Genomic DNA, 23,307 nt, shown 5'->3' with positions numbered 1-23,307 from the left:
TGGCGGCGGGCATGAAAAAAGGGGCCGAAAGGCCCCTTTGGATCGACTGCAGCGGAAATCAGGCGAAGTTCTTGGCCACGAAGTCCCAGTTCACCAGCGTCCAGAAGTGTTCCAGATAGTTCGGGCGGCTGTTGCGGTAGTCGATATAATACGCATGCTCCCACACATCACAGGTCAGCAGCGGCTTCTTGTCGGTGGTCAGCGGGGTGGCGGCGTTGCTGGTGGATACCAGGTCCAGGCTGCCGTCGCTGTTCTTCACCAGCCAGGCCCAGCCGGAGCCGAAGGTGCCGATGGCGGTCTGGGTGAAGGCCTTCTTGAACTCGTCGTAGGAGCCCCATTTGGCGTTGATGGCGTCAGCCAGCGCGCCGGACGGCTTGCGTTCCGCGCCGGAGGCGTTCGGGGCGAAGCCGAACCAGTAGAAAGTGTGGTTCCACACCTGAGCGGCGTTGTTGAAGATGCCGCCGGAGGATTTCTTGACGATCTCTTCCAGGGAGGCGTTTTCGAACTCGGTGCCCTTGATCAGATTGTTCAGATTGGTGATGTAGGTCTGATGATGCTTGCCGTAGTGGAATTCCAGGGTTTCCTTGGAGATGTGCGGAGCCAGGGCATCCAGCGCGTACGGCAGTTCAGGCAGTTTGTGTTCCATTTATGCTCTCCTTGTTGAGTAGAGTAATCCGCATAAGCGGTGGCTTTGATCGCAGTTTACTGGAATATGTTCTGCGTGGCTAATAGTTGACTAAAATGATAAGGATAAATTTTTGCAATTTGATGTGATTGTCATCGGAGCCGGCGCGGCCGGCTTGATGTGCGCGGCGACGGCCGGCCAGCGTGGCCGCAGCGTGCTGCTGCTGGACCACGCGGCCAAGCTGGCGGAGAAGATCCGCATCTCCGGCGGCGGGCGCTGCAACTTCACCAACGTCAATGCCCGGTTCGACTGCTACCTGTCTGCCAACCCCAATTTCTGCCGTTCCGCGCTGGCTCAATACACGCCGCAGGACTTCATCGACATGGTGGAGCGCCACGGCATCGGCTACCACGAGAAGAAGCTGGGCCAGCTATTCTGCGACGATGGCAGCGAGCGCATCATCGCCATGCTGGACGAGGAGTGCCGCAAGGGCGGCGTGGACCGCAGGATGGAGACCGCGATACAGGGCGTCTCCCGAACTGGCGAGGGCGGCTTCGTCGTTGAAACCAGCCGCGGGCGCTTTCAATCTCAGTCGCTGGTCGTCGCCTCGGGCGGCTTGTCGATCCCCCAGATCGGCGCGACGCCGTTCGGTTACCAGTTGGCCGAGCAGTTCGGCCTGGAGGTGACGCCGCTGTCGCCGGCGCTGGTGCCGCTGACTTTCCATGTCGAGGACGCCGAGATCTTCACGCCGCTGGCCGGCGTGTCGGTGGATGTGGAGGCCAGGGCGGGCAAGGGGCGTTTCCGCGAGAACGTGTTGTTCACCCACAAGGGCGTGTCCGGCCCGGCCATCCTGCAGGTGTCGTCGTATTGGCAGCCCGGCATGGAGCTGCTGCTGGACCTGATGCCGGACGGCGACGCCGAGCGCTGGCTGGAGGAGAAGGGCGACAGCGAGCAGCTGATCGCCAATGCCTTGGCCGAATTGGGCTGGTCGCGCCGCTTCGCCGACGCCTGGCTGGACCGGGTAGGCCTGAACAAGCGCGCCAAGGACCTGGGGCCGAAGCAGCGCCGCCAGCTGGCCGAGCAGCTGCACCGCTGGTGCGTGAAGCCCAACGGCACCCAGGGCTACAAGAAGGCCGAGGTGACGCTGGGCGGCGTGTCGACCAAGGCCTTGTCGTCCAAGGCCCTGATGGCCAACGATGTTCCCGGCCTGTTTTTCATCGGCGAAGTGGTGGACGTCACTGGCTGGCTGGGCGGCTATAACTTCCAGTGGGCATGGTCGTCCGGCTACGTGGCCGGGATGAACTGCTGAGCGAGCCCGGTTTGTTTCGGGTTAGAATTGCGTTTTGCCTTACGCGCGCCGTTTGCCGCGCGCCTTCCTCCGGGTCTACATGACAGAACAGTACGATAATTTTGACAGCGAGATGGCGTCCATCCGCACGCCGCCGCATTCGGTGGAGGCCGAACAGTCGGTGCTGGGCGGCCTGTTGCTGGACAACAGCGCTTGGGACAAGATCGCCGACGTGGTGTCCGAGGCCGACTTTTACCGCCACGACCACCGGCTGGTCTACAAGCATATCGCCAAGCTGGTGGAGATGGGCCGTCCGGCCGATGTGGTGACCGTGTCCGAAGCCTTGGACAAGAACGGCGAGCTGGCCGAGATCGGCGGTCTGGCCTATCTGGCCACTCTGGCGCAGAACACGCCGTCGGCGGCCAATATCCGCCGCTACGCCGAGATCGTCCGCGAGCGCTCGGTGATGCGCCAATTGGCGCAGGTCGGCACCGAGATCGCCGAGGCCGCCTACGCGCCGATGGGCCGCGACGCGGCGCAACTGCTGGACGAGGCCGAGGGCCGCGTGTTCCAGATCGCGGAATCCACCGCCAAGTCCAAACAGGGCTTCCTGGAAATGCCGGGTCTGTTGAAAGAGGTGGTGGAGCGGATCGACATGCTGTACAGCCGGGACAACCCGGACGAGGTGACCGGCGTGCCCACCGGCTTCTTCGACCTGGACGCCAAAACCTCCGGACTGCAGCCGGGCGACCTGATCATCGTGGCCGGCCGCCCGTCCATGGGCAAGACCGCCTTCTCGATGAACATCGCTGAGCACGTGGCGGTGGAAACCCACCTGCCGGTGGCGGTGTTTTCGATGGAAATGGGCGGCTCGCAGCTGGTGATGCGTATGCTGGGCTCGGTCGGGCGGCTGGATCAGCACGTGTTGCGCACCGGCAAGCTGGGCGACGACGACTGGCAGAAACTGACCTACGCGATCGGCAAGCTGTCCGATGCGCCGATGTACATCGATGAGACCGCGGCGCTGACCGCGCTGGAAGTGCGCGCCCGAGCGCGCCGGCTGGCTCGCCAGCACGGCGGCAAGCTGGGCCTGATCGTGATCGACTACCTGCAGCTGATGAGCGGCTCCGGCCGAGGCGATAACCGTACCGCCGAGCTGGGCGAAATCTCGCGGGGCCTGAAGGGTCTGGCCAAAGAGCTGCAAGTGCCGGTGATCGCGCTGTCGCAGCTGTCGCGGGCGGTGGAGCAGCGGCCGAACAAGCGGCCGATGATGTCCGACCTGCGGGAATCGGGCGCCATCGAGCAGGACGCCGACTTGATCATCTTCATGTATCGCGACGAATACTACAATCCGGATTCGCCGGACAAGGGCCTGGCCGAGGCGATCATCGGCAAGCATCGTAACGGCCCGACCGGCGCGGTACGGCTGGCCTTCATTGGCCACTACGCCAAGTTCGACAACGCCGCCACTGTCGGCGCCGCCGGCTGGGCGGACAACGACGGCTAAGAGGACAACGGGACACAGTCATGAGCTTTTTCGACAAGCATGTATTCATCTGCTGCAACCAGCGCGCCGCCGGCGAAAGCTGCTGCAACAACTTCGGCTCCAGCGAATTGCTGGGCTATATGAAGGACAAGGTCAAGGCGCTGGGGCTGGCCGGCGAGGGCAAGATCCGCGTCAACAAGGCCGGCTGTCTGGGCCGCTGCGACGACGGCCCGGTGATGGTGGTCTACCCGCAGGAGACCTGGTACACCTTCGTCGACAAGAACGATATCGATGAAATCGTCAGCGAGCACATGGAGCATGGCCGCGTGGTGGAAAGGCTGAAGATCTGATGCTGAAGGCCATGAACAAGATCAGCGTCGCAGGCCCGGTCGGCGCGCTCGACACCATCCTCGTGCCGGCCCAGGACGAAGCGACCGGCGTCGCCGTGATCTGCCATCCCAATCCGCTGCAGGGCGGCACCCACACCAACAAGGTGGTGCAGACCGCGGCCAAGGCCTTGTCGCAGCTGGGCTACGCCTGTTATTGCCCGAATCTGCGCGGGGTCGGCGACAGCGAGGGCGAGCACGATTACGGCAATGGCGAGGTGGACGACGCGATCGCCGTGGTCGAATACGCGAAGTCGCAACATCCCGGGCTGCCGCTGGCCTTGGCCGGCTTCTCCTTCGGCGGCTTCGTCGCCGCGCGCGCGCGCGACCGCATCGAGGCGGACAAGCTGCTGTTGATGGGCGTGGCGGTCGGCAAGTATCCGATCCCGACGCCGGCGGTGCCGGCCGACACGCTGGTGATCCACGGCGAAGAGGATGAGGTGATTCCGCTGTCCGCGGTGATGGAGTGGGCGCGGCCGCAGAACCTGCCGGTGCTGGTGTTTCCCGGCGCGGGCCACTTCTTCCACGGCCGGCTGGTGCAGCTGGCGCAAATGATTCAGAGGTGCTGGTAAGCGCCGGAACAAGCAGACCTTGGTCTGCTTTTTTTGTATCGATGGAAAGAAAACCATATGCAGAACATCGTTGATTTCGTGCTGGAACTCGACAAGCTCAAGCAGGTGACGCGCAAGACGCGCGTGTTGAACAGCGACCGTTATGAAAACTCGGCAGAGCACAGCTGGCAGATCGCGCTGCTGGCGTCCTCGCTGGCGCCATACGCGGTAGAGGCAGTGGACATGGACCGCGTGGTGGCGATGCTGCTGGTGCACGATATCGGCGAAATCGAGACCGGCGACACCATCGTTTACGCCGAAAGCGGCTGGGAAGAGCGCAAGGCGCAGGAGCTGGCCTGTGTGACCCGCATCTTCGGCATGTTGCCGGCAGAGCAGGGGCAGCGCCTCCTCGCCCTGTGGAACGAGTTCGAAGCCGCCGAAACTGCCGAAGCCCGTTTCGCCCACGCGGCTGACCGCGCGATGCCGGTGCTGCTGAACCTGGCCAACAACGGGCAGAGCTGGCGCGAGAACGGCATCCGTCATCAGCAGGTGGTCGACCGCATCGGCCCTCCGGTTCGCCATGGCTGTCCGGCCTTGTGGGATTACTTGGAGAGCCGCCTGGCGATGGCCAAAGAGAAGGGCTGGCTGGCCTGAGGACGTTCCTGGGAAGAAACGTCCCCGGGCGCCTTTCCGCGCCGGCGGTTATGGCCGGATGGCATGCACAGTAAAAGTGGATGCTCTATACATAAGCCATCTACTTCTTCCAGGGCTTCGGCCTCTGGAAGTATGCCGACACGCGGAGAGTGGCGCTCATCATGCAACAGGAGAATCCGGCTTCCTGCACGAGTATGGAGTTTCTTTCCACCCTGCCGCCTTCGCAAGGACAGCGTCGGCTCGCATGGATGGTGGTGTCGGTGTCTTTAGCGTTTTTTTGCGCGGCTGCGCCGTTTGCGCAGCTCCATCTGCCCAAGTCATGGGCTTTTATTCCCATCTACCAATCTGCGCTGGCGATCAATGACCTGGTGACAGCCACGCTGCTGTTCGGACAGTTTGCCATTCTGCGCCATCCGGGCTTGCGATTGCTGGCCGTCGGTTACTTGTATACCGCCCTGATGGCGGTGTTTCATGCGCTTAGTTTTCCAGGCTTGTTTTCCGAGCATGGCGTGCTTGGCGGCGGCCCGCAGACGACGGCTTGGTTGTACATGTTCTGGCACATCGGTTTCCCCGTGATGGTGATCGCTTACGCCGGGCAAAAGTCTCAAATGGAGTCAAATCCATCGTCGGCGGCAAAGGCGATCGTATGGGCTATCGGACAGACCTGCCTGGCCGTGGCTTTATTTGTTTTACTGGCGACGGTGTGGCATGACGAATTGCCCGCCATCATGCAGGGCAGCAGCAATGCGCCGCACATGCGCGGTGTTTCGCTGTTCATGTGGGGGGTGAGTTTTTGCGCGCTTGCGGCGGTTACCGTGCGCAGGCGGCGGTCCCGGCTTGACCTCTGGCTGAGCGTGGTGATGGTCGTGTGGATATGCGATGTCGGTTTGTCTAATGTGCTCAATGCTTCGCGTTTCGACTTGGGATTTTACGTTGGCAGGATATATGGGCTGCTGGCGGCTAGCTTTGTGCTGCTGATGCTGTTGTTGGAAAACGGCAGGCTCTATGCGCAGTTGGCGGCCAGCGCCGAGCAGCTGGGAGCGGCCAAACGGGACGCCGAAGGGGCGACTAAGGCCAAATCCATGTTCTTGGCCAATATGAGTCATGAAATACGCACGCCGATGAATGCAATCATCGGGATGTCTTATCTGGCGCTTCGCACTGACCTTGACGACCAGCAGCGCAACTATATCAGTAAGATCCACAACGCCGGTACGTCGCTGCTGGGAATCATCAACGACATCCTCGATTTCTCTAAGGTGGAAGCCGGCAGGCTGGAGCTGGAGTCGCAGCCTTTCTGGCTGGACGATGTGCTGGACGGCGTATCGGCGCTGGTGGCGCAGAGGGCGGCGGACAAAGGGCTGGAGCTGTTGTTCGAAACCGCCAGCGACGTGCCGCAAGGCCTGCTGGGAGACGCGCTGCGCCTGGGGCAGGTGTTGACCAATCTGGCCGGTAACGCGATCAAGTTCACCGAGGCCGGGCAGGTGTCCATCATCATCGGTCTGACCGAGAGGATAGGCGACAAGGTGCAGCTGAAATTCTGCGTGCACGATACCGGCATAGGCATGAACGAAGAGCAGCAGAGCCGGCTGTTCCAGGCTTTCAGCCAGGCCGACGACTCGACGACCCGCCGTTTCGGCGGGACCGGACTGGGTCTGACCATCGCGAAGCGGTTGGTGGAGCTGATGGGCGGCGCGATGCTGGTGGAGTCTTCGCCGGGCTGGGGCAGCTCCTTCATTTTCAGCTGCTGGCTGGGCGTTTCGTCAGAGACCGATTCGCGCCGGCAGTCTCTGCCCAAGGAGATTCGTGGGTTGCGGGTATTGGTGGTGGACGACAACCAGTCCGCCGTCGATATTCTCTGCGCGCAGTTGAAACAGCTGGGTTTCGAGGTGGAGGGCTGTTTGAACGGCAACGAGGCCTTGTCGCGGGTGAGGCAGGATTGCCTGCAGAAACCGTTCGATGTTGTCTTCGTCGACTGGATGATGCAGGAAATGGACGGAGTGGAGACTGTGCGCCGGATGCGGCAGATCAGCCGCAAGATGCGCATCGTGATGGTGACGGCCTTCGGGCGCGACGATATTCGACTGAAGGCGCGCGCGGCGGGCTGCGACGCCTTCATGGTCAAACCAGTCAATCTGTCGCAGTTGTTCGATGTATTGTTGGAAGTGTTCGGTTTTGGCCGCAGCGGCGGATTGCCGCTGTTCGACGAGGTTGACCAGCTTCCCCGTTTCGACGGTGCCCACCTGCTGCTGGTGGAGGACAACCACATCAACCAGCAGATCGCGATCGAGCTGCTGGAAGGGACGGGCGCCACCATCACGGTGGCGGGAAACGGGCAGGCGGCGCTGGACAAGCTGCTCGCTTATGGCCCCAAGGCTTTCGACGCGGTGCTGATGGATGTGCAGATGCCGGTGATGGACGGGATCGAGGCCACCAGCCGCATCCGGGCGTTGCCCGGATTCATCGACCTGCCCATCATCGCGATGACGGCCGACGCGCTCGTGGAGGAGAGGGAGCGCTGTCTGATGGCGGGGATGGTCGACCATATCGCCAAGCCGATAGACCCGCATATCCTGTTTTCCACGCTAGCGCGCTGGGTGGGGAAAACCGGCGAGCCGCAGGCCCGGGGCGGGGCGGCCGTCGACAGAACGCCTTTGCCGCAGGTGGACGGATTGGATCAATCGGCCGGCCTGCGGCGGGTGGCCGGCAATCGTCAGCTTTACCTGCATCTGCTGAGGCAGTTTGTCGAGGAGGAGACCGGCGCGGCAGTTCGGGCCGGAGTGGCTCTTGAGGAAGGAGATTTCCAGACTGCCGAGCGCATCGCGCACACGCTGAAGGGCGCGGCGGGCAGCATTGGCTTCGTCGATCTGCAAAGCGCGGCGATGCGGCTGGAAATGGCGATCCGCGCCCGTGATGACTGGCGGAACCAACTGGCTGAGCTGGAAATCGATCTGGGGCAGGTAGTGGCGGCCTTGCGCGCCGGCTTGGCGGAGCTGGGGCGTCCCGAGGCGGGTACCAATGCCGACGATGCGCTGCTTGAGCAGCTGGCGGCGTTGTTGGCGGTGGGCGATGGCGACGCGCTGGGATATTTTCTCGAACACGCGCCCCGTATTCGGGCCTGCTTTCCCGAAGGGGCCTGCGAGCCCTTCGAGCAGGCCTTGAACGGTTTCGATTTTGTCTCCGCGTTGAGCGCCTTGCGAGAGCTGGCGCGGGCTTACAGCAAGAAGTTGCCGGAGGATTCGAGATGAGCGACGCGAACGCGCCCGACCGGCAGACGGTGTTGCTGGTCGACGACAGCCCCGAGAGCCTGACGCAAATGTATGCCTTGCTGAAGCCGCGTTATCGGACGCTGATCGCGAACAGCGGCGAGCGCGCGCTACAGATCGTCGAGGGAGATGTGCTGCCGGACCTGGTGTTGCTGGATGTGATGATGCCAGGGCTCGGCGGGCTGGAAGTATGCCGACGACTCAAGGCCGAACCGCGCACCGAGTCGATTCCGGTGATTTTCCTGACCGCGATGAGCGAACACGAGGATGAGCAGGCCGGCTTCGACGCCGGCGCGGCGGACTACATCATCAAGCCGGTGTCGCCGCCCATCATGTTGGCCAGGGTTGGCACCCATTTGCGGGCCAAGGCGGTGGCTGATTTTCTGGAGGACAAGGCCGCTTTCCTGCAAGAAGAGGTGGAGAGGCGGACGCGGGAGGTTCAGGTGATACAGGACGTCACCATCATGGCGCTAGCTTCGTTGGCGGAAACGCGCGACCACGAAACCGGCAACCATCTGCGGCGCACCCAGAATTACGTTCGCGCGTTGGCACTGGAGCTGCGCAACCATCCGCGCTATCGGCAGCAGCTGGACGATGAGACCGTGCAGTTGCTTTACAAATCCGCGCCGCTGCACGATATCGGCAAGGTGGGCATTCCCGACGACATCCTTTTGAAGCCAGGGCCGCTGACGCCTGAGGAATTCGAAGTGATGAAGACCCACACGGTGCTGGGGCGGGATACCATCGCCAGCGCGGAGCGCATGTTGGACGCGCCCAGCAGTTTTTTGCGGCTGGCGCGGGAAATCGCTTACTGCCACCAGGAAAAATGGGATGGCAGCGGCTATCCGCAAGGTTTGGCTGGCGAGGCGATTCCCTTGTCCGCCAGGTTGATGGCGGTGGCCGACGTGTACGACGCCTTGATTTCCCGGCGGGTATACAAACCGCCGTTTTCGCATGAAAAGGCGGTGGAAATCATACGAGATGGCAGCGGCCGGCACTTTGACCCCGAGATGGTGAAGGCGTTTCTGCAGATCACGGATAGCTTTCGCGAGATTGCGCTGCGTTATACCGATTCGGATATGGGGATCAAGCTTGCCGCCGAGCGCGGCTGAGCATCGCGGCGCCATCGTTTCGATATCCGTCTGGCCGGATGCGGCGCGTCTAGCTCCTGTCACTGTCCGTTGCGCGTTGGCGATGCGACGTTGACAGAGCTTCAGCATTCTTCAGCCATTTGCGCACTGGCTTGAGCCTCCGATCAGGCTTCTAGCGGTGGTATTCCCCGGAGGCTTCGGGTTGGTACGTGATTTCCAGCACGCTCAATTCGGTATGCCCGGATGGGGTGGGCCATTGCATGCTCTGGCCGACAGAGAGTCCAAGCAGCGCCGCGCCGATTGGCGCCAACACCGAAATTCGTCCCTGTTCGCTGTCCGCGTCCTTGGGGTAGACCAGGGTCAGCAGTTTTTCCTGCCCGTCTCCCAGGCGAATGCGGACGGAGCTGTTCATGGTTACCACATTCGACGGCATGGCCTGCGGATCCACGACGTCCGCGCGCTCCAGCTCGTCTTCCAGGCGGCCTGCTACCGGGTGGTCGTGCTCGCAGCTCTCCAGCAGGACGGACAGCCTGTCGTAGTCTAGGGAGGAAATGGTGATTGCCGGCGTGGTCGACATGTGAGCTCCTTGCAAATGGACAAAGGGCACCGCTTGCGGTGCCCGATGGACAAATCCCGGGGGGATTCAGCTGTCGATGATAATGGAATCAAAGGCCGGCAAACAAGAGAGATTTGGAATTATTTTTATCTTATTGCAGGGAACTTTTGCGTAAAGTTGCTCAGCCAAGCAAGGATAGCGCTGCCTGCGGCGCGATATTCGCCTGCGCCAATGTGGCGGCGCCGGTGCGGCCGAGAATCTGTTGCGCGGTCAGCTGGGCGGTCGCGGCGGCGAAGTCTGTGTCGCTGATCCGGCTCTGCGCAGCTGTGGTGTTCAGGGTGGAGTTCTGCAGATTGCTGACTATCGTGTCAAAGCTGTTGCTGGCCGCGCCCAGCGTCGCGCGTTGCGACGAGATGGCGTTGAGATCGTTGCCGGCGCTTTGTTGGGCAGCCAGCGCATTGGCCTGCGTGGTGATGTCTATGGTGTTGGTCGCGGCCAGATTGGCATTGTAGCCGTTCAGACCTCCGCTAGCCGGCGATACGGTCAGATCAATGCCCGGCACCGTGACCTGGTTGCTGCTGGTGCCGTTGGGGCCGACCTGGAATGTGCTGGAGTTGCTGTTATTCAGCAACTGGGTGCCGTTGAATTGCGTGCTCTGGATGATCTGCGAATTGCTTTGGGTCAGCTGGTCCACCTGTTGCTGCAAAGCTTGGCGGTTGCTCGCGCTCAGTGCGCCGTTGCCGGCCTGGATCGCCAGTGTCTGGATTTGTTGGGTGTTGTCTTGCAGCTGGCTCAACGCCGAGTCGGCGGTTTGCAGCATCGACACGCCGTCATTAGTGTTGTTGATCGCCTGATTGCCACCGTTGATCTGCGCTTGCAGTTGCTGGGCGATGGCCAGATTAGCGGCGTTGTCGGCCGCGCTGTTCAGCTTTGACCCCGAACTCAGCTGGGCGAGCACCTGTTTGGTGGCCTGCTGGGTCTTGTTCAGCTGGTACTGTCCGGCCAGCGAGGCCGAGTTGGTGTTGACAGTCAGCGCCATGGTGTTTCTCCGTCGCGAATCTATTGAATGCAATGATGCCCATCTAGTTTAGAAACAAAGACTTGCGAGGGCAAGCGCCATTTCTTAACGATTGTGTCCAATGGAAGCGTCTTTGGCGGAGCGGCAACAAAAAAGCGCGTTCTAGACGCGCTTGGGCTTTGGCTGGCTGAATCTCAGCGGCGACGGCGTGTTTCCTCGTCGCGAATGCGGATGGGCACGAGCTTGGCTTGCTGTTGTACCGGGGCAGCCAGCAATTTGGCGACAGCGACCACCGCAACGGCAAGGGCCGCGATAAGAAGGATTTGCATGGTATGACTCCCCGTAACTGAATCTGAGGCCGGTTTCGGACTGGCGTTGTGGCCCCTTGACTTCATTCTGGGCTACAACATGCTGCCGACTCAAGGAAAAAGTTGTGAGTCAACGTTAAATTTTCAAGCGGGAGCGGCAGTTTTTTTCAAATCCCGCATTGCTTGATCCAGGCCGGACAGTGTCATCTGGTGCATTCTCTGGCCCATCAGCTGCCGGATCATGCCTACCGATTGCGTGTAGTTCCAGTGATCTTCGGCCAGGGGGTTGATCCAGGCCGCATGGCGGAAATGCTCCAGCAGCCGTTTGAGCCAGACTTCGCCGGACTCTTCGTTCATATGCTCGACACTGCCGCCGGGAAAGGTGATTTCGTAGGGGCTCATGCTGGCGTCGCCGACGAAGATCAGCTTGTAGTCGCGGCCAAAGGTGTGGATTAGATCCCAGGTGGGGAAACGCTGGCTTTGCCTGCGATTGTTGTCTTTCCACACCGATTCGTACACGCAGTTGTGGAAATAGAAGTACTCCAGGTGCTTGAATTCCGCCTTGACCGCGGAAAAAAGCTCCTCGCACTCGCGAATGTGATCATCCATTGACCCGCCCACATCGAACAGCACCAGCACCTTGACGCTGTTGTGCTGCTCGCGCTGCATTTTCAGGTCCAGCATGCCGCCTTTGCGCGCGGTTGCGGCGATGGTGGCGTCCAGATCCAGGATTTCCTCAGCGCCGTCGCGGGCGAACTCGCGCAGGCGGCGCAGCGCCAGCTTGATGTTGCGGGTGCCCAATTCCGCCTTGTCGTCGAAATTGCGGAACTCGCGCTGATCCCATACCTTCACCGCGCGGCGGTGGCGGGACTGATTCTGGCCGATGCGCACGCCTTCAGGGTTATAGCCCCAGGCACCGAAGGGGCTGGTGCCGCCGGTGCCTATCCACCTGTTGCCGCCCTGATGCCTTTCCTTCTGTTCTTCCAATCGCTGGCGCAGCGTCTCCATCAGCTTGTCCCAGCCCATGGACTGCAGCTTTTTCTTTTCTTCTTCGCTGAGATATTTCTCCGCCTGCTTGCGCAGCCAGTCCTCGGGGATAGCGCGCTGCAGGTCATCCAGGCTCAGCTCCAGGCCCTTGAAGTGATGGCCGAACACTTGGTCGAAGCGGTCGAAGTACTTTTCGTCCTTTACCAGCGCCGCGCGCGACAGATAGTAGAATTCGTCCAGGTTGCCAAAGGCGACGTTGCGTTGCAGCGCCTCCAGCAGCAGCAGGAATTCTTTCAGGGTGACCGGCAGGCCGGCGTTGCGCAGCGCGTAGAAGAAGTCGATCAGCATGTCGGGGTCGGGGCGAAAGTTCGAAACAAGGGATATCGTGCCGCGAATCATACTATGTCCCGGCATTCGCGGCATGTTTGGTACTTTGCGGAAAATAGGCGTGCCGCGCCGAAACCGGGTTGGGTTTGGGCGCGGCGGCGTGGTTTAGCGAAGACGGGACTTCAGCTCCTCGGCGGCCTGATGCAGGGCAGCGCGCGTGGCGGGCAGGCCAGACAAGGCATTGAGCAAGCCGAAATCGTGGATCATCCCGTTATAGCGGGTGGCCACCACATCGACGCCGGCTGCGTCCAGCTTGCGGGCGTAAGCCTCGCCCTCGTCGCGCAGCACGTCCTTCTCCGCCGTTTGCACCAGCGCGGGCGGCAAGCCCTGCAACTGTTGCGGCGCGGCCTGCAGCGGCGAGGCGTAGATTTCGCGGCGTTGCTGCGGATCGGTGGTGTAGGCGTCCCAGAACCACTTCATCATCGGCTTGGTCAGGAAGTGTCCATCGGCGAACTTGCCATAGGAGGCGCTTTCGAAGTTGGCGTCGGTTACCGGCCAGAACAACACCTGGGCGCGCAGTTTGGGACCGCCCTCGGCTTTAGCCATCAAGGCAACCACCGCCGCCATATTGCCGCCCACGCTATTGCCCGCCACTGCCAGGCGCTTGCCGTCGACCTGAATCTGATCGCCGTGCTCGGCTACCCACTTGGTCGCGCCATAGGCCTGATGGATTGCCACCGGATAGCGCGCCTCGGGCGACGGCGTGTAGTTGACGAACACCGCCGCGGCACCGGATTCCGTCACTAGGTCGCGCACCAGGCGCTCATGGGTGGGGTAGTCGCCTAGAATCCAGCCTCCGCCATGGAAGAACATGAAGGCGGGCAGGGTGCCCTTGGCGTCGACTGGACGCACGATGGTCAGTTTCAACGGTTTGCCGTTGGCGGTGATGGTTTTCTCGCTGACATCGACCGGCGGCAGCTTGGCGCCCTGCTGCGCGCCGACCAGAACCTGGCGCGCCGCGGCGGGAGACAGCGTTTCCAGCGGCTGGCCGCCGCCTTTGGCCAGCGCCTCGAGGAAAGCTTGGGTGTGGCGTTCGACACCGGGGCTGCCTGCGGCCAGCGCGGAGCCTGCGATCAGCGCGGAAGCGGCCGCGGCAATGATATTGAGTTTCGGGTTCATGGCGATTCCTTGAGTTTGGGTTGTCGAGAGGCGGTTCACACGAGGCTCAGGCGCACGTCGATGTTGCCGTGGGTGGCATGAGAGTAGGGGCAGACGATATGAGCTTGTTCGATCAGCGCCTGAGCGTCCTCGACCGCCAGGCCAGGCAGGCTGATCCGCAGCTCGGCTTCGATGCCGAAACCGCTGGGGATGACGCCGATGCCGACCGCGGCGGTCACGCTGGCTTCTGCCGGCAGCGTCATTTTTTGCTTGGCCGCGACGAACTTCATCGATCCCAGGAAGCAGGCGGCATAGCCGGCGGCGAACAGCTGCTCGGGATTTGTGCCGTGGCCGCCGGCGCCGCCGAGTTCGCGCGGTGTGGACAGCTTGATTTTCAGCGCGCCGTCCGGGGACTCGGCGTTTCCTTCGCGGCCGCCGCTGACGGTGGCCTGGGTGCGGTACAGAATCTTTTCAATCGACATGGTGCGCTCCTGATGATTTGGCGGGTTTGCGTTGAGCCATTTGGCTGGAACCACTTTACGCCAATGGAAAATACGATAAGCTGCATAAAATCCTAAAAATTTGATCGAGAGTTTTGAAATGGCTGAGGCATGTGTCGATCGCCTGGATGCGTTGTTGAGCCGCTTCCCGGTTCGCGCGCGGATGTTCCATTCCGGTGCTTTGTGTGGCGTCACCGATTTTTCCCGGCCCGGCGATGGGGGGCAGCTGCATCTGGTCAGGGCGGGGGCCGTGGATGTGATCCATGCCGGACGATCGGCCGATCTGCATGTGAATGTTCCCAGCCTGTTGTTTTATCCGCGTCCCATGCCCCGCCGTTTCGTCTCGGATGAGCATGGCGGAGCCGATCTGGCCTGCGCGGAGCTGCATTTCGATGGCGGGGCAGAAAATCCCATCGTGGCCGCGTTGCCGGAGTTTGTCTGCTTGCCGCTGGAAAGCATTGCCGGCGCAGGACCGGTGCTGGCGATGCTGTTCGACGAAGCCTTCAGCGACAACTGCGGCCGGCAGGTGGTGGTCGATCGGCTGTTCGAGGTGGTGCTAGTGCAGTTGCTGCGGTACCTGATGGAAACCGGCGAGTCGCGCGGCGGCATGCTGGCCGGCATGTCCCATCCCAAGCTGAAAAAAGCGCTGGCGGCGATGCATGAGCAGCCGGCTCGGGACTGGTCGCTGGAGGGGTTGGCGGATATCGCGGGGATGTCGCGCAGCGTTTTCGCCGGCGGCTTCCGCGACATTGTCGGCTGCACCCCCGGCGCTTATTTGCAAGGTTGGCGCATCAGGCTGGCGCAGCAGGCGTTGCGGCAGGGCCGGAAGTTGAAGACGATCGCGATCGATGTTGGCTATGGCAGCGAGGCTGCGCTGTCCCGGGCATTTAAGGCGCAATGCGGCATGGGGCCGCGGGAATGGCGGCAATCCCAGGAGGCCGATTGACGCTGGCGGGCATGGTGACAGTAGGGCGGGCTGGTGCTAATCTTGGCTAGAGCACGGGCTCTAAACGTTTGTTTGGCTGGTATCAACAAGGATAATTACTATGGATGCCATCAAGATACCCACACAAGAAGAAAGCGCGCTGCTGGACGCTTTTACCCGACTGAAGAGAGTCACTCTCGCCGCGCCTTGCCCCTCGCAGGAAACCCGCAAGTCATGGCTGAACGCGCTGGAGCGTCTGATCCAGGAAAACCGCCAAGCGCTGGTGGACGCGGTGAACCGCGATTTCGGCCAGCGCAGCAGCGTGGAAACCCGACTGGCCGAGCTGTTCCCGTCGTTGGAGGGCGTGCGCCATGCCCGCCGCCATCTGAAAAATTGGATGAAGCCGCGCCGGCGCGGCGTTTCACTCTGGTTCGCGCCGGCGAGTGCCAGCGTGCATCCTCAGCCGCTGGGCGTGGTGGGCGTGGTGGTGCCGTGGAACTACCCGTTGTTCCTGGCTTTCGGCCCGATCATCGCGGCGCTGGCGGCCGGCAACCGGGTCATGGTGAAGATGTCGGAATACACGCCGGCCACCGGGGAGCTGCTGCAGCGGCTGGCTCGCCAGCATTTCGGCGACGATCTGCTGGCGGTGGTGAATGGCGGGCCGGAGCTGGCCCAGGCTTTCGTCCGGCTTCCGTTCGACCATCTGCTGTTCACCGGCTCCACCACGGTGGGCCGCCACGTGATGCGCGCCGCTGCGGAAAACCTGACCCCGGTGACGCTGGAGCTGGGCGGAAAATCGCCGGCGCTGGTGGCGCGCGGCGCCAACCTCAAGCGCGCGGCGGAGGCCATCGTCGCCGGCAAGATGATGAACGCCGGCCAGACCTGCGTGGCGCCGGATTACGTGTTGGTCAACGACAAGGATTGCGCGTTGCTGCTGGACGAGGTGCGTGAGGCCGCCAAGCGCGCTTACCCCACCCTGGCGAACAATCCCGATTACAGCGCCATCGTCAACGACAGGCATTATCAGCGTTTGCAGGGCTGGCTGGAGGGCGCGCGCGAGGCCGGCGCCCGCATCGACGAGATCAACCCGGCCGGCGAGGAACTGGCCGCGGTCCGCAAGCTGCCGTTGACCCTGGTGCAGCGCTGTCCAGAGGATTGCGCGCTGATGCAGGAGGAAATCTTCGGCCCCATTCTGCCGGTGGTGGCCTACGACAAGTTCGACGAGGCGCTGGCTTATGTGAACGCCCGGCCGAGGCCGCTGGCGCTGTATCTGTTCGATGACGACCCATTGCGCATCGACCGGGTGCTGCAGGAGACGATTTCCGGCGGCGTCAGCATCAATGACACGCTGTTGCACGTGGTGCAGGAAGATCTGCCATTCGGCGGAGTAGGGCCATCCGGCATGGGGCATTACCATGGCCGCGAAGGTTTCCTGACCTTTTCCAAACTCAAGCCGGTATTCCGCCAGAGCCGTTTTTCCGGCGCCTGGCTGACGCGTCCGCCCTACGGAGCGGCGGTGGAATGGCTGCTGAAACTGATGCTGCGTTGATGGCCAGTCGTCGTCAATTTCTGCAGGCGGGCGCGCTGGGAAGCGCCGCCTTGCTGCTGGCGGGGTATTGGGCGGCGCCAGCGGCCGATCCTAGTCCCGCGGTAGGCGGAAAACTGGAATGGCTGACGCCGCTCGACGCGCAAATCGTCTCCGCGCTGGCGCCGGTGCTGCTGGGGCTGCCCGGCGTGCCGGCATCCGCGGTGGCGGCAGGGGTGGATCGGGCTGTTGCGGGTCTGCCGTCCGCGACGCAGCGCGAAGTGCGTCAGCTGTTCGATCTTTTGGGCAACCGCTGGGCGCGGCGCTGGCTGGTCGGCGTGCGCTCTCCCTGGCAACTGGCCACCTCGCAGGAATTGACGCAATTCCTGCAGCGTTGGCGAGAGAGCCGTTTCGCCCTGCAATGCAGCGCCTACCAAGGCCTGCACCGGCTGATTCATGCCGGTTGGTACGGCAATCCCGCGAGCTGGCCGGCGCTAGGCTATCGCCAGCCGGCGGCGGTGATGGAGATGCTGCCTTGACCGGAAAGATTCCCGATCCTATCCGGGTGGGACTGGCAAGCGGCTGGAAGGTGTTGGACGGCGCCAGGCAAGACAAGGACCTGTCGCTGGAGGTCGATGTGGCGATCATCGGCAGCGGCGCCGGGGGCGGCATCGCGGCTGAGGTGCTCAGCCGGGCCGGATTGAAGGTGCTGCTGCTGGAAGAGGGCGGCTTATACAGCTCCAGCGACTTCCGCCTGCTGGAAGCCAAGGCCTATCCGGAGCTGTACCAGGAGTCCGCCAGCCGGCAGACGCTGGACAAGGGCATCACCGTCCTGCAAGGGCGGACTGTGGGCGGCGGCACCACGGTCAATTGGACCAGCAGCTTCCGGACGCCGCCTGACACCATGCTGTGGTGGCAGGAAAACCACGGGCTGGCGACCTTGTCGATCGAAGGCATGCGCCCATGGTTCGACAAGGCGGAGCAGCGGCTGGGCATCGGTCCGTGGCAAGCAGAGCCCAACGGCAACAATCTGGTGCTGGAGCGCGGCTGCCAGGCGCTGGGCCTGCGGCATGCCCGCATCGCCCGCAATGTGAAGGGCTGCTGGAACCTGGGCTATTGCGGCATGGGCTGCCCCACCAACGCCAAGCAGTCGATGCTGGTCACCTGCATTCCCGATGCCTTGTCCCATGGCGCCAGGCTGCTGTGCCGGGCGCGCGTGGACAGGCTGCTGGCGGACCCGGGCCGCAAGCGCATCGCGTCGATTCAGGGCAGCCTGCTCGGCGCCGACGGCAACACGCCGACCGGCCGCCGCTTCAGCGTGAGGGCGCGGCAAGTGGTGCTGGCCGCGGGCGCCATCGGCACGCCGGCCATCATGCTGCGCAGCGGCCTGGCGGATGCAGCCGGCCAGACCGGCAAGCGCACCTTTCTGCATCCGGTGGCGCTGAGCGCGGCGCGGATGCCGGAAATGGTGGAGCCTTACAATGGCGCGCCGCAAACGGTTTACTCCGATCACTACATGCACACCCAGCCGCTGGACGGGCCGCTGGGCTTCAAGCTGGAAGTGCCGCCCATCCATCCCTTGCTCGCCAGCGTCACCTTTCCGGGCTTCGGCATCGAGCAATTGCAGCTTTTGCAACAGCTGCCGCATCTGCATGCGACATTGGCCCTGCTGCGCGACGGTTTTCATCCGGATAGCCGGGGCGGCGAGGTGAAGCTGCGCGGCGACGGTTCGCCGGTGCTGGATTACCCGCTCAACGACGTGATCTGGGATGGCGTGCGGCGCAGCTGGCTGGCGATGGCCGAGCTGCAGTTCGCCGCCGGCGCCAGCCTGGCGATGCCGCTGCATGAGCGCGCGCAACCGGTGTCCAGCTGGAGGCGGGCCAGGGAGATGATAGAAGGCTTGCCCTTGCAGGCACTGCAAGCCAGGCTGGTCAGCGCCCACGTGATGGGCGGCATGGCGATGGGCGACGATCCCGCCCGGTCGGTGCTGGACGACTGGGGCAATCACTGGGAGTGGCGAAATCTCGCGGTGCTGGACGGGTCGATTTTCCCGACCAGCGTCGGCGCCAATCCCCAGCTGTCCATCTATGCCTTCGCTTGGCGCGCCGCCGACCGCTTGGCGAGGGAGCTGGCCAAGGGGTGAGGCCTCCGGCGCTCGCGTCAGACGAAGGCGCGCGTCAGCCGCGCGTTTCGTCCAGCGGCGGCGTTTCCGCGGCGGGGGCGGGCAGCAGGGGCGGCGGCACGAAGAAGCTCAGCGGCCGACGCAGGAAGCGCTTGGCCAGCATCGGGATCAAGGGCAGCAGCAGCGAACCGGACAGCTTGCGCGAGCGCAACGCCACCCACAGCGCCAGGAAGAAGCTGACCCCCAGGTTGACGAGGCCGATCAATGCCACCCCGGCGCAACCCAGCAGCACGGCGGACAGCGGTACTTGGAAGTCCAGCGACACGCTGGCGAAGGCCAGGTTGGCGGATGAGAACGTGATGTGGCGGATGTCCAGCGGCAGGCCCAGTATCGTGCCCACGGTGCCAGTGAGGCCCAGGAACATGCCGAAATAGAAGTTGCCGGCCAACGCCCCCAGATTGTGCTCGATGTAGTTGCCCAGCCGCCAGGCGCGGTTTTCGCCCAACATGCGCTTAAGCAGGCGGTGATTGGCGATCCGTTCCGGTATGCGGCGATAGATCGCCTTGTTGTCGTAGTAGCCGGCGATCAGGCCCGACAGGAACAGGAACACCCCGGCGATGGCGGCGTGTGGCAGCGCCAGGCTGTGCACCGGATCGATCTCGTGCAGCAGCTTTTGCGCCTTGGCCGCGTCCACCACCGGCGCGCCGAACAGCGCGTTCCAGGCCAGCGCGATCAGCGCCGCGGTTGGAATGGCCAGCAGGACGTTGCCCATGATGGCGACGAATTGCGTGCGCACCACCTTGACGATCAGCTCCGACAGCTCTTCCAGCTGCTTCTTGCGGCCGTATTGGGCTTGCAGCACGGCCGCCAGCCGGGCAGCCGTCATCGCCGGCTGCTTGGTGGCGATTGTGAAGTGCAGGATCTGCACGATGATGAAGCCGATCGCGTAATTGAGGCCGAAGGCGATGCCTTCCCACAGCAGCGGCAAGTGGCCGCGCGCCAGCATCAGCTTGATCAGCGCCATGAAGCCGACGAGCAGGCCGGCGCCCATCGCCGCCTTGCCCATTTGCGACCATTCCTTGCGGTCTTCGGCGATATAGTGCTCGCCCTGGCGGCCGGCATGCTCGGTCACTTGCAGGGCCAGCAACTCGGTGTTGGACTTGAACAGATCGCGCAGGCTGTACTTGCGGTTTTCCGCGCGGGCGAAATCCACCAGCAGCTGGAACAGCTGCGGGCGTTCGGCCGGGTTGTGTCCGGGCGACAGCAGCTCCAGCAGCGCGCGCAGCCGGGCGATGCTCTGCGCCAGCCGCAGGCCGTGATAAGTCAGATTGACCGAGATGCCGTAACGGGCCGCGTTTTTGCGGACTTTGCCCAGGATGGCCTCGCATTGGTCCAGCAGCACCAGCACCTGCTTCTCGTCCTCGGGAGGCTCGACGCCGTCGGTCAGCGCCTGGCGGTAGCCATCGACATAGCGCTGCACCTCTGCGTTCAGATGCATGAAGGGCGACGCGAAGCGCTCCACCTCGGGGCAGACGCGCACCAGCTCAGGCTCCAGGCCGATGGCGGTGATGCGGGCGGACAGCACCTGCACCGACTCCAGCAACTGCAGCCGGGTCTGACGCTCGCTGTCCTGTCGCGGCGCCTCCTGCCAGGCCATCGCCCGCCACAGCGCGTGCCAGGTGGCGTCGGGCACGGTTTCCAGCCACAGATAGTCCTGCTTGTCGCTGAACAATAGGCCGAAGCGGTCTCGCAGCGAATCGGGGTTGTAGGGCATGGGCAGCGCGCGCTCGCCCAGGCGGTGCAGCAGCGTGGTGCCGAAACCGTCGTTGGCCAGGATGCCGGCATCGGTGTACAGCGGGATCTGCCGGCTTTCGGCCAGCAAGGTGCACAGCGCCTGGCGCAAGGCTTCGCGGAATTCAGCGTGGTGTTCGAGCAGGAAGGACAAGGCCTGCAGATTGACGGTGGCTTGCTGAGCCGGCTGGCGGTCGCCGGGGCGCAGCGCGGCGATCAGCTCCGCCAGAGCGTCGGTCTGGCCAGGCGTTTCGCACAGCTGGCGCAAAGAGGATTCCAGGTCGGGAACGGTGTGTTCGGTCATGTTCTACCAGAGTGGTCGCGCGCTAAGGCGCGAATGGGAAAGAGTGTCGCTTGTATTTTAGGGCATGCGCGGCTGGAGGGGGCAAGATGCTCCGCCGGCAGGCCGATTGACACCTTACTGACCAGTAAGTAGAGTGCCCTGATGCATAATGGTTCCGACAGCAAGAACGATACCCGCAAGCGCATACTCGACCTGGCCGAGGAGCTGCTGCTGACGCGCGGCTTCAATGGTTTCAGCTATCAGCACATCAGCAGCGCGCTGGGCGTGCGCAACGCGGCCATCCACTACCACTTTCCCAAGAAAAGCGATCTGGGCGTGGCGCTGATCCAGCGTTACCGCCGCCGTTTCCAGCGCTTCATCGAGCAACAGAGGGAGTGGGACGCCGCCCGCCGGCTGGAGGCGTATTTCGGCTTGTCGGACCAATATTACCTGCAGCACAAACAGATCTGTCCCAGCGGCATCCTCAGCACCGAGTTTCAGACCCTGCCTGACGACATGCGCGAGGAGGCCTCGGCCTTCATCGACGAGATGCGGCAATGGGCAGTGGCAATCGTCAGGCTCGGGAGGGACACCGAGCGGATGGCATACGCGGGAACGCCAGAGGCCGTCGGCATGATGCTGTTTTCCGCGCTGCAGGGCGGGCTGCAGCTGGCGCGCATCGACGATGGTGCGCTGCCGCTTTTGAAGAGCCAGGTCAGAACCACGCTGGGCATGCCAGAGGCGCAAGAATAAGCGGCCGGCGGAAAGCCGGACGCAGACAACACGAGAACAACAAAGGGGGTAGCATGGAGTACAGAAAGAACAGCATGAGCCGGATCGCCGACAAGGTGGGCCGCTTGCCGGTTGGCTGGCGCCGGCCGGTGCTGTCGATGATGTTCGGCAAGATCGTTCCCTTCCTGTCTACGGCCGGGCTGCGGTTCGAAGAGGTTGGCCATGACAGGCTGACGGTATCGATCCGCAACCGCAAAAAGGTGCAGAACCACATCCGCGGCGTGCATGCCGCCGCGATGGCGCTGTTGGCCGAGACATCCACCGGTTTCGTGGTGGGCATGAACATGCCGGACGACAAGCTGATGCTGCTCAAGTCGATGAAAGTCAATTACGTCAAGCGTTCCCAGGGCGATATGAAGGCCGTGGCGATGCTGACGCCCGAACAGATCCAGACCATGTACGAGCAGGAGAAGGGCGAGGTGCTGGTGGAGGTGCTGGTGACCGACGAATCCGGCGAGTCACCCATCGTCTGTGAAATGCTGTGGGCCTGGGTGCCCAAGAAACGTCCGGAGGCGAAGGCGGCATGATCAATCTGCAAACCCTGTCAGCGGAGCTGGACGATAAGGTCGCTCTGCTGCGTTTCAACCGTCCCGACAAGGCCAATGCGCTGAACCTGCAGATGTGGCAGGACCTGCGCGCAGCGCTGGATTGGGCCGATGGCGAGCCCGGCGTCCGCGCAGTGGTGCTGGCCGGCAGCGGCAAGCATTTCTGTTCCGGCATCGATCTGGCGATGCTGGTGGGGTTGCAATCCAGCATCCAGGACGAGTGCGAAGGCCGCAAGCGCGACAAGCTGCGTCGCTTGATCCTGGACCTGCAGGACTGCGTGACCAGCCTGGAGCGCTGCCGCAAGCCGGTGATCGCCGCGATACACGGAGCCTGCCTGGGGGGCGGCCTGGACATCGCGCTGGCGGCGGATTTCCGCTTCGCCGCCGAAGGCGCGGTGTTCGGCGTGCGCGAGGTGGACCTGGGCATGGTGGCCGACGTCGGCTCGCTGCAGCGCTTGCCGCGCGTGGTGGGCGAGGGCGTGGCCCGCGAGCTGGCGCTGACCGGCCGCGACATGGTGGCCGAGGAGGCGCTGGAGGTAGGCCTGGTCAACCGCGTGGCGGCGGATGCCGACGCCGTGTTGGCCGCCGCGTTGCAGAGCGCGAAGCTGATCGCGGGCAAGTCGCCGCTGGCAGTGCGCGGCAGCAAGGAAGTGATGAACTACAGCCGCGACCACAGCGTGGCGGATGGGCTGCAGTTCGTCGCCGGCTGGAACGCGGCGATGCTGATCTCGGAAGACATCCAGAAGGCCGGCATGGCCGCGATGATGAAGCAGCAGGTCAGCTTCCGGGACTGAGGCCAGAAAGAAGTTCCCCCCTTCCGGCAGGATGGTTTCCTGCCGGAAGGGGGTGTTTTCAAGGTGCCGGCCGGTCGCAGACCCGCCGCATCAGCCATTCCAACGGGCCATGGCGGAAGCGCTTGGACCATAGCCAGGCGAAGGCCACGGCGGCGGAGCAATACAGCGCCGCCGCCGCCGGCACCCGCGCGAGCTCGCCGCTGTCCAACCATCCCATTTCCTCCAGAACACCCATGCCGATCAGGATGTGGGCGATGTACAGGGTCAGCGTTTGCCGGCCCGCGGCCAGCAGCGGCGCGAGCCGGGCAGCCAAAGCCGGGCGCGACGCC

At 63.3% G+C, this 23,307-nt stretch carries 23 protein-coding genes and 1 pseudogene; 15 read left to right on the top strand and 9 right to left on the bottom strand.

Annotated elements, in window-relative coordinates; all coding sequences use genetic code 11:
* Positions 1-58 precede the first annotated feature (58 nt).
* Complete coding sequence (locus LQR33_RS18600) at positions 59-646, bottom strand: superoxide dismutase (RefSeq protein WP_021479089.1); 588 nt, start codon at positions 644-646, stop codon at positions 59-61.
* A 124-nt stretch (positions 647-770) separates the two neighbouring features.
* Between LQR33_RS18600 and LQR33_RS18595 the strand changes: the two genes are divergently transcribed.
* The 8 genes and pseudogenes from LQR33_RS18595 to LQR33_RS18555 all read left to right on the top strand — a co-directional run bounded on the left by LQR33_RS18595 (position 771) and on the right by LQR33_RS18555 (position 9,368).
* The gene (locus LQR33_RS18595) at positions 771-1,934 is read left to right on the top strand and encodes a BaiN/RdsA family NAD(P)/FAD-dependent oxidoreductase (protein ID WP_231470058.1); all 1,164 of its coding nucleotides are present in this window, start codon (positions 771-773) and stop codon (positions 1,932-1,934) included.
* A 79-nt stretch (positions 1,935-2,013) separates the two neighbouring features.
* Complete coding sequence (gene dnaB, locus LQR33_RS18590; RefSeq protein ID WP_221667360.1) at positions 2,014-3,420, top strand: replicative DNA helicase; 1,407 nt, start codon at positions 2,014-2,016, stop codon at positions 3,418-3,420.
* Between the two features lie 20 nt (positions 3,421-3,440).
* Positions 3,441-3,749, top strand: coding sequence for a (2Fe-2S) ferredoxin domain-containing protein (locus LQR33_RS18585; RefSeq protein WP_021479086.1), 309 nt, complete (start codon positions 3,441-3,443; stop codon positions 3,747-3,749).
* Positions 3,749-4,357 (top strand): alpha/beta hydrolase, encoded by a 609-nt coding sequence (locus LQR33_RS18580; RefSeq protein ID WP_231470057.1) that lies wholly within the window; start codon positions 3,749-3,751, stop codon positions 4,355-4,357. The genes LQR33_RS18585 and LQR33_RS18580 overlap by 1 nt, the downstream gene beginning before the upstream one ends.
* A gap of 57 nt (positions 4,358-4,414) precedes the next feature.
* Positions 4,415-4,990 carry an HD domain-containing protein gene (locus LQR33_RS18575; RefSeq protein ID WP_231470056.1) on the top strand — a complete coding sequence of 192 codons (576 nt, stop codon included), beginning with the start codon at positions 4,415-4,417 and terminating at the stop codon, positions 4,988-4,990.
* A 161-nt stretch (positions 4,991-5,151) separates the two neighbouring features.
* A pseudogene (locus LQR33_RS24430) lies at positions 5,152-5,937 on the top strand (MASE4 domain-containing protein); the annotation flags it as partial.
* A 30-nt stretch (positions 5,938-5,967) separates the two neighbouring features.
* Positions 5,968-8,238, top strand: a complete 2,271-nt coding sequence (locus LQR33_RS18560; RefSeq protein WP_231470064.1) for a response regulator — start codon at positions 5,968-5,970, stop codon at positions 8,236-8,238.
* Positions 8,235-9,368, top strand: coding sequence for an HD-GYP domain-containing protein (locus LQR33_RS18555; RefSeq protein WP_166440288.1), 1,134 nt, complete (start codon positions 8,235-8,237; stop codon positions 9,366-9,368). The genes LQR33_RS18560 and LQR33_RS18555 overlap by 4 nt, the downstream gene beginning before the upstream one ends.
* Before the next feature lie 151 nt (positions 9,369-9,519).
* Here LQR33_RS18555 and rnk read toward each other — a convergent pair whose 3' ends face one another.
* From rnk to LQR33_RS18530, 6 genes are all read right to left on the bottom strand, one after another.
* Positions 9,520-9,924, bottom strand: a complete 405-nt coding sequence (rnk, locus tag LQR33_RS18550; protein WP_166440289.1) for a nucleoside diphosphate kinase regulator — start codon at positions 9,922-9,924, stop codon at positions 9,520-9,522.
* A gap of 160 nt (positions 9,925-10,084) precedes the next feature.
* Entirely contained in the window at positions 10,085-10,942 is an 858-nt protein-coding gene (locus LQR33_RS18545) for a flagellin N-terminal helical domain-containing protein (protein ID WP_221667364.1), read from the bottom strand.
* A 173-nt stretch (positions 10,943-11,115) separates the two neighbouring features.
* Positions 11,116-11,250, bottom strand: coding sequence for a hypothetical protein (locus LQR33_RS24265; RefSeq protein WP_021479079.1), 135 nt, complete (start codon positions 11,248-11,250; stop codon positions 11,116-11,118).
* Between the two features lie 123 nt (positions 11,251-11,373).
* Entirely contained in the window at positions 11,374-12,564 is a 1,191-nt protein-coding gene (locus LQR33_RS18540) for a vWA domain-containing protein (RefSeq protein ID WP_166440291.1), read from the bottom strand.
* A gap of 144 nt (positions 12,565-12,708) precedes the next feature.
* Positions 12,709-13,722 (bottom strand): alpha/beta hydrolase, encoded by a 1,014-nt coding sequence (locus LQR33_RS18535; protein ID WP_231470054.1) that lies wholly within the window; start codon positions 13,720-13,722, stop codon positions 12,709-12,711.
* Positions 13,723-13,757: 35 nt separating this feature from the next.
* On the bottom strand, positions 13,758-14,183 hold the full coding sequence (locus LQR33_RS18530; protein WP_166440293.1) for an organic hydroperoxide resistance protein: 426 nt from the start codon (positions 14,181-14,183) through the stop codon (positions 13,758-13,760).
* A gap of 118 nt (positions 14,184-14,301) precedes the next feature.
* Here LQR33_RS18530 and LQR33_RS18525 point away from each other — a divergent pair, with 118 nt between their 5' ends.
* The 4 genes from LQR33_RS18525 (at position 14,302) to LQR33_RS18510 (ending at position 18,794) form a co-directional block, all read left to right on the top strand.
* Positions 14,302-15,147: an AraC family transcriptional regulator gene (locus tag LQR33_RS18525; RefSeq protein WP_231178348.1), complete on the top strand. Its 846-nt coding sequence runs from the start codon at positions 14,302-14,304 to the stop codon at positions 15,145-15,147.
* A gap of 100 nt (positions 15,148-15,247) precedes the next feature.
* Positions 15,248-16,675, top strand: a complete 1,428-nt coding sequence (locus LQR33_RS18520) for a coniferyl aldehyde dehydrogenase (protein ID WP_221664176.1) — start codon at positions 15,248-15,250, stop codon at positions 16,673-16,675.
* Positions 16,648-17,190 carry a twin-arginine translocation signal domain-containing protein gene (locus LQR33_RS18515; protein WP_166440296.1) on the top strand — a complete coding sequence of 181 codons (543 nt, stop codon included), beginning with the start codon at positions 16,648-16,650 and terminating at the stop codon, positions 17,188-17,190. Before LQR33_RS18520 ends, LQR33_RS18515 begins: the two co-directional genes overlap by 28 nt.
* A complete protein-coding gene (locus tag LQR33_RS18510) occupies positions 17,187-18,794 on the top strand; it encodes a GMC family oxidoreductase (RefSeq protein ID WP_231470052.1) in 1,608 nt (535 codons plus the stop codon). The genes LQR33_RS18515 and LQR33_RS18510 overlap by 4 nt, the downstream gene beginning before the upstream one ends.
* 34 nt (positions 18,795-18,828) lie before the next feature.
* On the opposite strand, the gene LQR33_RS18505 is transcribed toward LQR33_RS18510, so the two are convergent.
* Positions 18,829-20,868 carry a site-specific recombinase gene (locus LQR33_RS18505; protein ID WP_231178344.1) on the bottom strand — a complete coding sequence of 680 codons (2,040 nt, stop codon included), beginning with the start codon at positions 20,866-20,868 and terminating at the stop codon, positions 18,829-18,831.
* A gap of 141 nt (positions 20,869-21,009) precedes the next feature.
* Here LQR33_RS18505 and LQR33_RS18500 point away from each other — a divergent pair, with 141 nt between their 5' ends.
* From LQR33_RS18500 to LQR33_RS18490, 3 genes are read left to right on the top strand one after another with little or no spacing between them, the layout of a single operon-like run.
* Positions 21,010-21,600, top strand: a complete 591-nt coding sequence (locus tag LQR33_RS18500) for a TetR/AcrR family transcriptional regulator (protein WP_231470050.1) — start codon at positions 21,010-21,012, stop codon at positions 21,598-21,600.
* Between the two features lie 53 nt (positions 21,601-21,653).
* Positions 21,654-22,166, top strand: coding sequence for a DUF4442 domain-containing protein (locus LQR33_RS18495; protein ID WP_221664174.1), 513 nt, complete (start codon positions 21,654-21,656; stop codon positions 22,164-22,166).
* Complete coding sequence (locus LQR33_RS18490; protein ID WP_205692455.1) at positions 22,163-22,978, top strand: crotonase/enoyl-CoA hydratase family protein; 816 nt, start codon at positions 22,163-22,165, stop codon at positions 22,976-22,978. Before LQR33_RS18495 ends, LQR33_RS18490 begins: the two co-directional genes overlap by 4 nt.
* 58 nt (positions 22,979-23,036) lie before the next feature.
* Here LQR33_RS18490 and LQR33_RS18485 read toward each other — a convergent pair.
* A partial coding sequence (locus LQR33_RS18485) for a DUF418 domain-containing protein (RefSeq protein ID WP_231470048.1) occupies positions 23,037-23,307 on the bottom strand: 271 nt, incomplete at its 5' end.

The sequence above is a fragment of the Chromobacterium piscinae genome (assembly GCF_021129175.1).
GTDB classification, from domain to species: Bacteria; Pseudomonadota; Gammaproteobacteria; order Burkholderiales; family Chromobacteriaceae; genus Chromobacterium; species Chromobacterium piscinae.
This window is presented reverse-complemented; position numbering and strand designations above follow the sequence as displayed.